This is a genomic window from Campylobacter showae CC57C (assembly GCF_000344295.2).
In the GTDB taxonomy this organism is placed as follows: domain Bacteria; phylum Campylobacterota; class Campylobacteria; order Campylobacterales; family Campylobacteraceae; genus Campylobacter_A; species Campylobacter_A showae_B.
The window spans coordinates 1-11,137 of record NZ_AOTD01000102.1; the positions used below are offsets into that span (position 1 = coordinate 1).

Annotated in this window: 10 protein-coding genes; 3 read left to right on the plus strand and 7 right to left on the minus strand. The window is 46.8% G+C overall.

Annotation, left to right across the window (positions count from 1 at the left end):
• Window positions 1-50 precede the first annotated feature (50 nt).
• The gene (locus tag H740_RS03860; protein ID WP_002951475.1) at window positions 51-830 is read left to right on the plus strand and encodes a MetQ/NlpA family ABC transporter substrate-binding protein; all 780 of its coding nucleotides are present in this window, start codon (window positions 51-53) and stop codon (window positions 828-830) included.
• Between the two features lie 360 nt (window positions 831-1,190).
• Complete coding sequence (locus H740_RS03865; RefSeq protein WP_002951478.1) at window positions 1,191-1,817, plus strand: DedA family protein; 627 nt, start codon at window positions 1,191-1,193, stop codon at window positions 1,815-1,817.
• A gap of 249 nt (window positions 1,818-2,066) precedes the next feature.
• Here H740_RS03865 and H740_RS03870 read toward each other — a convergent pair whose 3' ends face one another.
• Genes H740_RS03870 through H740_RS03900 form a run of 7 tightly spaced genes read right to left on the minus strand, consistent with a single transcriptional unit; the run spans window position 2,067 to window position 10,286 of the window.
• Window positions 2,067-2,726 carry a hypothetical protein gene (locus tag H740_RS03870; RefSeq protein ID WP_002951480.1) on the minus strand — a complete coding sequence of 220 codons (660 nt, stop codon included), beginning with the start codon at window positions 2,724-2,726 and terminating at the stop codon, window positions 2,067-2,069.
• 5 nt (window positions 2,727-2,731) lie between these two features.
• On the minus strand, window positions 2,732-3,271 hold the full coding sequence (gene mog, locus H740_RS03875) for a molybdopterin adenylyltransferase (RefSeq protein ID WP_002951483.1): 540 nt from the start codon (window positions 3,269-3,271) through the stop codon (window positions 2,732-2,734).
• Between the two features lie 15 nt (window positions 3,272-3,286).
• A complete protein-coding gene (locus H740_RS03880; protein ID WP_002951486.1) occupies window positions 3,287-4,954 on the minus strand; it encodes an AAA family ATPase in 1,668 nt (555 codons plus the stop codon).
• Window positions 4,941-6,230 carry a tRNA (N(6)-L-threonylcarbamoyladenosine(37)-C(2))-methylthiotransferase MtaB gene (mtaB, locus tag H740_RS03885; protein WP_002951488.1) on the minus strand — a complete coding sequence of 430 codons (1,290 nt, stop codon included), beginning with the start codon at window positions 6,228-6,230 and terminating at the stop codon, window positions 4,941-4,943. The genes H740_RS03880 and mtaB overlap by 14 nt, the downstream gene beginning before the upstream one ends.
• Window positions 6,220-7,815, minus strand: a complete 1,596-nt coding sequence (locus H740_RS03890; protein WP_002951490.1) for a mechanosensitive ion channel domain-containing protein — start codon at window positions 7,813-7,815, stop codon at window positions 6,220-6,222. The genes mtaB and H740_RS03890 overlap by 11 nt, the downstream gene beginning before the upstream one ends.
• Window positions 7,812-8,849 carry a 3-dehydroquinate synthase gene (aroB, locus tag H740_RS03895; RefSeq protein ID WP_002951492.1) on the minus strand — a complete coding sequence of 346 codons (1,038 nt, stop codon included), beginning with the start codon at window positions 8,847-8,849 and terminating at the stop codon, window positions 7,812-7,814. The genes H740_RS03890 and aroB overlap by 4 nt, the downstream gene beginning before the upstream one ends.
• A gap of 33 nt (window positions 8,850-8,882) precedes the next feature.
• The gene (locus H740_RS03900; RefSeq protein WP_002951494.1) at window positions 8,883-10,286 is read right to left on the minus strand and encodes a COG3400 family protein; all 1,404 of its coding nucleotides are present in this window, start codon (window positions 10,284-10,286) and stop codon (window positions 8,883-8,885) included.
• A gap of 35 nt (window positions 10,287-10,321) precedes the next feature.
• Here H740_RS03900 and tgt point away from each other — a divergent pair.
• A partial coding sequence (tgt, locus tag H740_RS03905) for a tRNA guanosine(34) transglycosylase Tgt (protein WP_002951499.1) occupies window positions 10,322-11,137 on the plus strand: 816 nt, incomplete at its 3' end.

Sequence of the window (11,137 nt, forward strand, 5' to 3'; positions counted from 1 at the left end):
AGCTTTTACCTTTTTAGCGCCGTTTTTTTAAAACAAAAAAGGAAAATATAATGAAAGTTTTTAAAATTTTAGCAAGTTTAGCGCTAGCCTTTAACCTCTACGCAGCAGACAAGGATCACACTATCGTAGTAGCTGTCTCGCCTGTGCCTCATGCAGAGATCATGGAGTTTATCAAACCGGTCCTAGCAAAAGAGGGCTACGATCTAGTCATCAAAGAGATAAACGACTACTCAATCCCGAATTTAGCGACGCAAGACGGCGATTTAGACGCGAATTTCTTTCAGCACTGGCCGTATCTAAAAAATCACAATGAAACCAAGGGCACAACCTTGATAACGGCTGCGGCGATACATCTCGAGCCACTGGGCTTTTACTCTAAAAAGATAAAGAGCCTAAGCGAGCTAAAAGACGGCGCTAAAGTCGCGATCGCCTACGACCCGACTAACGGCAACCGCGCTCTAAACATCCTGCAAAAAGCCGGCCTCATAGAGCTAGATAAGAGCGCCGAGCTAGCCACGCCAAAAGATATAGTGAAAAATCCAAAGCGCTTAAATTTCGTTGAGCTCGAGGGTGCACAGATACCTCGCACTCTGGACGAAGTCGACCTTGCCGCGATAAGTACAAATTTCGTCCTTGATATCGGGATGAATCCTAAAAAAGACTCACTAGCTATCGAAGGCACGGAAAGCCCATACGCCAACATCATCGCGGTCAAAGCGGGCAACGAAAACAGCCCGAAAATCAAGGCTCTCGTTAAGGCCGCAACCAGCCCCGAGACGAAAGAGTTTATCCTAAAAAGATACGACGGAGCGATCCTGCCGGTATTTTGATTACGCACCGCTTGCGTTTTGACGCAGAGGCGGAAGCTTTATTGGCCGATTTAAAGTCGGCCAATAAAATTTGAGTCAAATTTTGACTTCAAACGTCAAATTTGACTCTCAAACGGGCGCGGTTAAATTTAAGGCTCAAATTTGACCGCGACACGCTTTTTATACTCGGTAATCTTTATCAAGGCGCGGGTAAAACCCGAATCTTTATCTTCTAAATTTATCCTGCAATCAAATTTAAAACTCGCCTGAAACGCCGTTAAATTTAACCGCCGCAAACGACCCTAGCCCCAAATTACGCCCGCCTAAAGGTAAAATTTACCGTAGTTTGCTAAAATCATAATTTTAAATTTAAGGAGAAAAATGCTAGGCGATTTTATAAATTTTATCGTCCAAACCGTCGGCGAGTGGGGATATGCGGGCATATTTTTGATGATGTTTTTAGAGAGTTCGTTTTTCCCGTTTCCAAGCGAAGTGGCGATGATACCCGCGGGCTATCTAGCACACCAAGGACATATGAGCCTAGTGTTAGCGTGGTGCGCGGGCACTGCGGGCAGCCTCGCAGGAGCCGTGTTTAACTACTATCTGTGCTACTTTTTTGGGCGCGAGCTCGTACTAAAATACGGCAAATACGTCGGCATCACAAAGGTAAAAATGCGCAAATTTGAGGCATTTTTCAAAAGGCACGGCGAGATTTCGACCTTTAACTGCCGCCTGATCCCGGGCATCCGCCAGTATATTAGCCTGCCTGCCGGCCTTGCTAAGATGAACCTTTTTAAATTTAGCCTCTACACGACTCTTGGTGCGGGCATCTGGGTCGCCATACTGCTAGCAGTGGGCTGGTATCTAGGCAAAAACTACGACAAGAGCGCGTTTAGCCACATCGTGGTCGCCCTACTCGCCGCCGTCGGCCTGCTGACTGCGCTTTATATCGTTTACGTAAAACGCCTAAGTAAAAAATCAAAAATCGGCGCAAAAGAGCTAGAATAAGACGCTGAGTAAGCTAACAAGCAAGGCCGAAATTAAAATTTAGCTTTGCTTGCTTTATCAAATTTATAGCGCACCGTAAAAACTACGGCAAATTTTACGGGCATATCGCGGCTAAGAACTTCGTGTCTTACGACCTTTCATTTAACCAAAACCCTAAAAATGCAGAAAAATCTGGAATTTTATCTCTATTGCAGCCAAATTTCGGCTTAAATTTAGAGATCATGTAAAACACAAATTTGATTTATGAGTTTAAATTTTACGCCTTAAGGCAATAAATTTGATTACTTTTAAAGCTTCTTTGGTGAAATTAAAAAATGAAAATTTGGCCCTTTTTACGTCTTTGTTTTTCAAATAATACCCGCGCAAATCAAGCGCTAAAAGCGTGATAAGGGAAGGAAACATGTAGATATTTATAGCGATAAGCACGATGCGAAGCGTAACGGTATCTTTTAAAATAGCTTGTAAATTTAGGCTATTTTCGATACTGATATAATAAACGCCGATCACTGCAAAAAGCGCGGCGATACGTAAAATTTTAGATACGATTTCGTTACCTAGTTTTGAAATATTTTCACTCACGGCTAGCGACAAAAATAACCAGCAAAATATCCAAATAAGCGCAAAAACGGCGTCTAAAAGCAAATTTTCGTCATAACGCTCGCGTACGACGATAGCAAAAACGGGCGAGAAAATCAGACTCAAGACAAACCAAAAAAGCGAACGAAATGCAAGCAGGACGAAACACGCATAGATACAAGCGCTAGCGGCAAGCAAAAGCCACTCTGCCCCAAAAACTAGCCCGAGCGCATAAACGCCGATACAAAGCGTAAAAAGGCCGCAAAAGAGCGAATAATAGCCCTCAAGCAGCCTCATAGCCTTTAAATTTATATTTTCAAAAAAATTTAGCACGTAGATTACGAAATCTTTTTTTGCTTCGGACGAAACACCTTCATCACGCTCTCATCAGTCTCGATAAATGCGCCACCGATCAGATCGATGCAGTACGGAATCGCCGGGAATACGGGCTCTAGGCACTCTCTGATCGCCTTTGGCTGGCCGGGTAAATTTACGATGAGCGCGTGCCCTCTGATACCGGCCGTTTGGCGCGATAGGATCGCTGTAGGGACGTATTTTAGGCTAGCTGCGCGCATTAGCTCGCCAAAGCCGGGCATCATCTTTTCGCATACGGCCTCGGTTGCCTCAGGCGTCACGTCGCGCGGAGCCGGCCCCGTACCGCCCGTCGTTAGCACTAGATCGCAGCCTAGAACGTCTATCATGTGTTTTAGGCGCTCTTTTATAAGCTCGATCTCATCGGGGATCACCTCGTAAAAATACTCGCGCTCGCTCGTTATCCAGCCGTCTAAAACCTCTTTTATCGCCGCGCCCGATAGATCGTCGTATTTACCCTCGCTAGCGCGGTCACTCAGCGTCAATATGCCTATTTTTGCTTTCATATTTTCTCCTTAAATTTAGTTGTAATACTCTTTGATTATCCTACCCAGCGCGTCTTTATCGATGCTTTCATAGATCTCGATATGCTCGCTGATACGCTCTAGCTGCGCCTTCATGCCCGCCAAAAACGTCCCGACCTCGGCGTATGACTCTTGCAGTAGCTCCTCGGCCTCCGCCGCGCTTGGCGTAAAGGTATGCCCCATGCCGTACTCAAAGACCATATTTTGCGCGATTTCACGAGCCTTTTGGATGTCGGCGTTGGAGTTTGAAAAGGTATCGTCTTTGACCATCTTTAGCGCGCTCATGCCCGCCAAACAGACCTTGATACGCGCAAACATCTGCGAGCGAGACTCTATCTCTCGCTCAGGACGCATAAACTGCTCCTCGACGAGCGAAATTTTTTCAAATTCTATCCCAAACCAATAAGCAGCCAAGGCCTTTGCGCCCTGATAGAGCGCCTGAATGCGCTTTTCCTCGTCATTGTAGCTTAAAATCCTCTTTTTACCGAGTAGGACTTTGTTTAAAATGCTTTCAAAATCGCTAAATTCGATTATCTCGCCGCCGCGTCTTAACGCGTTTATCGCAGCTTCATTTACCAGCGTAGAAAGAGCCGCCCCGCTAAAACCGACGCTGATACGCGCCACGTCCTGCGCCTCTACACTCGTGTTTTTGTCTTTTAGATAGGACTTTAAAATCTCGACCCTATCGGTAAAATCTGGCATCGAAAGGAAAATGCGTCTATCAAATCGTCCCGAGCGTAGCAACGCCTCGTCTATCATCTCGATACGGTTGGTCGCGGCGATCACGATGACGCCCGAGTTATCCTCAAAGCCGTCCATCTCGGTCAGTAGCTGATTTAGCGTAGCCTCGCGCTCGTCGTTTCGGTTACCGCCGCGCACCTTGCCCACAGCGTCGATCTCGTCGATAAAGATGATAGATGGTGCATAGGCTTTAGCCTTTAAAAACAGCTCATGCACGCGTTTTGCGCCCATGCCGACGTAAATTTGTACAAAACTAGCGCCGCTTTGGTAAAAAAACGGTACTCCCGCCTCGCCCGCGACGGCCTTTGCCACTAACGTTTTACCTACGCCTGGAGGCCCTACCATCAGCACGCCTTTTGGCATTTTGATGCCGAATTTTTTATATTTCGTCGGATTTTTTAGAAAATCCACTATCTCGCTTAGCTCAAATTTGACGTCCTTTATGCCTGCCACGTCGTCAAATTTGACGTTTGAGATAGCAGGAGCCACCGAGCTAGCGGCGATATTGTCGTACTCGTAGACGTTTGCTTTTTGATTTTCGTTTTGAGCGGCGAGCTTTTGTTTTTTAAACCTAGCATAAATCGCAAGCCCCGCAAAGCAGATAACAAGCAGTGCCAGCACGGCTAAAATTTCATCCAGTACGGGCGTCTCTTTTTTTAGATCGACGGGCACTTTTTGTACCAGAGTGCGCATATCTACGCCGTCTTTTACGATGATATATTTGTTACCGCCTTTAGTAGTGAGCTCCAGCTCGCCGCCATTTACGGTCGCGCTTGCGATCATGTCGCCCTCTAGCAGCTTTTCATAGCTTTCGTACATTATACTTTTTGGCTGACTTCTACCTACCGCAACGGCTAGCAAAACCGCCAAAATAGCTGTCAAAATCACGATGATCTTTTGTTTATTTAGCTTAAATTTGTGCATAGTCGCCCTCGCTTTTTACTTCAAATTTATCTATGACCGCCCACTCTTTTAAAATTTGCTTATCCGTTTTGATTTTTACTTTATTATAAAACTGATCGAAGCCTTCGTAAAATTCGCCGTTTAGCTGCTCGACGAGCACGTTTAGGCTCCCGCCTTTTCTGGCGTGCTCTTGCCTAAATTTAAAATTATTTTCCGCTACGATTTGCTTTAAAACCTTAAGCCTAGCCTTAGCTACGTCGCCGCTAACGTCCACTTTCATATCCGCCGAGTGCGTACCACTTCGCTGCGAATACGCAAAGCAGTGCAGATGCGTGAGCGGAAATTTTTTAAAATTTTCTAGCGCCTCGCTCCAAATTTCCTCGCTCTCGCCAGGATGCCCAACGATGTAGTCGGTTCCTAGCGCAAAGCCCATCTGGCTAAGCTCCAAAAACAGCTCCAAATCCCTAAAGGCCTGATTTCGCCGCCTCATGATGCGCAGCATCGTCTCGCTCGTGTGCTGAAGTGCGATGTGCAGGTGCCGCTCCAGCCAGCTCTCGCGCAAGATCTCGCGAAAGCTCTCGTCTATCTGACTTGGTTCGATACTGCCTAGCCTTATGCGCTTTATGCCGCCTATTTTACCGAGCCTGCCTAGCAAGCGACCTAGGCTTGAGCCAGTATCCTTGCCGTAGCTGCCGATGTTTGTGCCCGTTAGCACTAGCTCGTTATAGCCGTTATAGGCTAAAATTTTAGCCTCGCGTAAAATCGCTTCCTCACCCATACTGCGCGCCTTGCCGCGAACGGCCGGGATGATGCAGTAGCTGCACGCAAAGTCGCAGCCCTCTTGGATTTTGATAAAGGCTTTGGTGTGATTTTCGTAGTTCGTTACGATATTTTTGTCGATACTTTTTAAATTTCCCAGCTCGAAAAACGGATCTTGCGACTTTAGTAGCGCGTTTATATCCTCTTTTTTACTAGCGCCTATGACGCCGAAAACAGCGCTTTTGTTAAACAGCTCTTTGCCCTTACTCACCGCGCCGCAGCCCGTTAGTATCACTCTGGCGCCGCGTTTTTTTATGCCGTTTATGTAGCTGCGCGCGCCGCTATCGGCGGAGTTTGTGACCGTGCAGGAGTTTACCACTACGATGTCGGCTTCGTTTTCGTCGCTAACGATATCGTAGTCTTTGACGTAGCTTTTCATCAGCTCGGTGTCGTAGATGTTCGTGCGGCAGCCGAAGGTTTTAAAATACACCTTCTCTCGGCGCGGCTCTTGCAGGGTCAAATTTGAGTTAGGCTTCATGCTTCTCCTCGCCGCCTTCGCCCATCGGCTTTGTTTCGCCTGCTTTTACGCGTCTATCCATGTATAAAGTCTGCGTCGGATAGGCGATCACGATGTCGTCGTGGCTAGCTATGGCTTCCATTATCTCCGCACTTATCGTGCTTCGCAAAGATAGCGTGGCAAAGGTGTTTGCCATATACCAGACCGAAATTTTCACGCCGTAAGGCTCGATAAAGGTAAATACGCGCGGCTCGACGTTTGGATTTTTGATGCTGTATTGATTTCGCAGCTTGCTCATTTGTTTTTTGGCGATTTCCGTGTAGCCTTTGGAGTATTTTCGCGCGATATCCTTGATGATGTGGGCAGCTTTTTTATGGTTAGAATCAAAACTGCAAACGACGTCGATACCGTCCCAAACGGTCTTCATGCCGTGGTGCGAGTAGTTTGCGATAAGATCGGTGAAGATGTAGTTGTTTGGCACAAATATAATGCGCCCGGCTCTGCGGTTTGAGTTTACCGTGACTATCGTGACGTCCTCGTAAATAGTCATCCTAAGCAGCGAGATATCTATAATGTCGCCCACGACATCCTCTCCGTCCTTGCGTACCTTTATGCGGTCGCCGACGTGAAAACTACCGCCAAAAACCACCACCGTCCAGCCAAGCATACTCATAAACATATCTTTCATGGCGATCGCAATACCCGCAGACGCAAAGCCCAGCACCGTAACGAGATAGGTCACGTTTTCGATATAGGCAAAAAGCAAAATCATGATGATGAGCGTGATATTTACGAGATTTATAAATTTATTCGCAGTGTAGAGGCGCTCGTTGTCGGTGATCGTCTTTTTGATGATAAATTTGAACAAAAACGAAAGCCCGATCACGACGACGATAAATATACCGATATCTAGCGCCTTTTTCATCTGCGCTTTGATATCCTCGCTGGTGCGGTTTATCGCCTCGTTTACGCGTTTTTCATACACGCCGTAGGTTGTTTTTGCGATGTCGGCAGCAGCGTTAAATTCCGCTAGTTCCTGTCTAGCCTCGGCAAGCTCGGCTTGAAAGCGCGCGTCGTCGCTCAAATTTACGATCTGGGTTAAAATTTGCTCTTTTCTAGCTAGCTCGTCGGTCGTCTTAGAAAGCCCGTCCAGTCGGCGCTTATACTCGTCTTTTTCGCTTCTAAGCTGCTTTATGTGCGAAAAGCCCGAGATCACGGCGACGGGATTGGTTATCTTTTGTAAAATTTCTATCTCGGGAGCCGTTATCATGCTAGAAAACGGCGCTTTTTGAAACTCCCTTAAAAGCTCGATCTGCTCTTTTAGCGTGCTTTGTTTTTTTTGCAGCTCGAGCACTTTTTCGGTATTTTTTGCTTGTTTTTTTATCGCTGCTTCGATTTCGTCGAGCTCCGCGCTTAGCTTTTGAAAGGTGTTGTAGTTTGAGTAGCGAGTCGCCCAGATGTTATCGGCTAGCTCGTCCTCGATAAATGCCAAAGACGCTTTTAGCTCGGATAGCTGAACTTCTTTTGTCGCGTTAAATTCGCTAGGTATATCATCTAGCGAATAAGCAAAGATCGCAAAAAATAAAATAAATAAAATTTTTCTCATTCAAACTCTCTTAAAACGTCCATCACGAGCTCGCGCGGCACGTCTTTTCGTATCTCGTATGCGCCGATACCTCGCGGCAGGATAAATTTGATCGCAGAGTTTTCCGCCTTTTTATCGAGGAAAAACGCCTCGTAAAAGCTGCTTGCGTTTGGCACTTTGTAGCTTATCGGCAGGTCAAATTTAACTAGCAGCTCCGCCACGCGCGCCTTTTGCTCATTGCTCATAAAGCCTAGTTTCACCGCTAGCGCGTTAGCCATATTCATCCCGATCGCTACCGCCTCGCCGTGTAGATATTTTTTATAGTTCGTTTCGTTTTCTATCACGTGAGCGAAGGTGTGACCGTAGTTTAGCACCGCGCGCACGCCCTTTTCGCGCTCGTCGGCCTCTACGGCGGCGGCTTTTATCTGCACGCAGCGGTAGATCAAATTTTGCAAATTCGCCTCATCCGTCAAATTTGCGCTCCCCATCCACGAAAATAGCTTTTCGTCAAAAGTTACGGCCATCTTTGCCGCTTCAGCGAGCCCCGCTGCAAATTCGCGCTTTTCAAGCGTTTTTAAAAACCCCGTTTCGCAGTAAACGGCGCTTGGTTGATAAAACGAGCCGATCAGATTTTTGCCAAATTTGTTATTTACGCCCGTTTTTCCGCCCACACTCGCGTCCACTTGCGCTAGCAGAGTCGTGGGGATGTTTATGAATTTGATCCCACGCTCAAAAATGCTCGCCGCAAAGCCAGCCATATCGCTCACTACTCCGCCTCCTAGCGCGATGATCACGCTACTGCGGTCAAGGCGGCTGACGAAAAGCTGTTCTAAAATCGCCTCTATCGTTTGCATATTTTTATACTCTTCGCCGTCAGGGACGCTGATGATAAATTTTTGCGGACAATCTATGCGTGAAAGTAAATTTTGCAGATAAAGCCCGCCTACTTTTGCGTTGGTCACGATAGCGACTTTAGCGTCAAATTTAAGCTCTTTTAGCTCGTTTATATAGACACTGTAGCCAGGCTTGCCGTCAAATTTTATATCTATTTTCATCTTATTCTCCGCTTTTATTTTATCCAAAATAGCCTAATTTATCGGTATAAAAATCTGATAATTGTCGCTAAGGTGCGCGTATAGGCGGTTCATATCGTTTGAAAACGCCGCAAACGCGTCTTTTTTACTGATCTTTTTCGTAAACGGCACGAACTGGAGCAAATTTCGCTCTTTTTTTAGCCTTAAAATCGGATTTGAGTTTTTATCCTCGACTACCTCGATCTTGCGCCCGAAAATCTTAGCCAAGCTATCAAAATGCTCCTCCATCTCCTCGTCCGCGCCGCTTCGGCCGAAGTGATAAAGGGTGATGGGCATATCAAGCTGCGAGCAGCAGTCCATGATGACGGCCGATTGACTCTCTATCTCGTCGCCAAAACCGCTACTTAGCACGACGCCCTTTTTAATCTCGTCAATGTCGCTTTTACCGATGGCGGCGACGGGTTTTTTTAGCTCAAAAAGCAGCCTTTTGTGCGCGGCAAAAAATTTATTATCCGTCACCACAAGCCCGACGTCGTTTTTAAAAACGTCGTCTTTTATCTGCCCTACTCCGCTTCCGAAATAATCAAACATCACCGTTGCCATCTCGTCGTTTACGGATTTTAGCCTTTCGTAGGCTAAATTTAGCGCAGGATTTACGACCTTGACGAAAAGGCGCCTGTTGTTTAGCTTTTCGTGCAGTTTTAGACTCTGCTCAAGCAGCCTTATGCACAGCTTTTCGCCCATCTTTTTCATGTCTAAAAACAGATAGATATTGTGCCCAAACGGATTTGGAAACTGCCCCGTTTCTTTTTTTACACTTCTAAATACGCTTAAAAGCACGCTTGGTTCACCCACTATGAGCAAAACGTCGCCAGGCAGGATCATTAAATTTGGCTTTGCGATCATGAAATTTGAACCGCGATAAATCATCGCTATGCGCCATTTTTTCTGCGTTATCGAGCTGATGTGACGGTACATAAAGGAGCTGCCTATGGGCACCTTTACTTCCATTATCTCGCCCTTGCCAAGGCCTAGGTTATCGGCTACTACGGGGATATCGGGTAAAAAGTCCATGAGCCTAGCCGTTAGCACCGCTCGCGCGTCTAAAATAGTTAGGTGCGAGTCGTCCTCTAGCCCGCCAAGCCCCCAAAGATCGAGCATCAAAATTTCCGTTTTTTTGCTGATTTGACGCAGGTTGTTATAGGCGCTGACCGTATCAAAGCCGTCTTTTAGCATTATCATAAACTGGCTAAAATAACCGCTTGCCACTTGCCTCAGTCTATCAAGGCTTGTGGGATCAAAGCGGTAAAAGGTAAAATTTTCTAAATTTACGTCCGAGTAATCCTCGTCTCCGCAAGCGATAACTACGTAGTGATGCGTGCTACTTCTGCTTACGAATAGTCTTTCTAAGAAATGTTTTGCTACAATGCCGTCCGCAACTATCAAGATATTTTTCATTAAAACTCCAAATTTAAAGGGACTATTATATCAAAATGACTTTTAGTATAGATAAAACGGACGGCGCGGCGCGCGCGGGCACGCTAACGACCGCTCACTCGACGATAAAAACGCCCGTGTTTATGCCTGTTGGCACCGTCGGCGCCGTAAAAAGCCTAGACGCCGTGGATATGATGCAAATTCTGGGCGCCCAAATCATCCTTGGCAACACCTATCACCTCTACCTGCGCCCCGGCAGCAAGGTCGTAAAAGAGCTTGGTGGACTGCACGGCTTTACTAAATTTAACCGCTCGTTTTTAACAGATAGCGGCGGCTTTCAGGCATTTTCGCTGGGCAAGATCTCAAAGCCGGATGAAAACGGTATCAAATTTAAAAGCCATATCGACGGTAGCGCGCACTATTTTACGCCGCGCTCGGTGCTAGATACCCAGTATGACCTAAACTCCGACATTATGATGATCCTAGACGATCTAGTCGCGCTTCCGGCTGAAAAAAAACGCGTGGAGCTAAGCATAAAACGCACGATAAAATGGGCGCGCGAGGCGATAGATTATCATAAATTTAAGCAAAGTAACGGCGAAGGGCTCACGCAAAATATATTCGGCATAATCCAAGGCGGCACGGACGAGGCGGCGCGTAAATTTTGCGCCGAAGCGCTGTGCGAGATGCCCTTTGACGGGCTTGCTATCGGCGGTCTTAGCGTAGGCGAAAGCAACCAAGAGATGTATGACACCGTGCAGGCCGTGATGCCCTACATCGACGCGGCGCGCCCGCGCTATCTCATGGGCGTAGGCACTCCAGAAGACCTCGTAGAAAACGTGGCTCGCGGCGTGGATATGTTTGACTGCGTG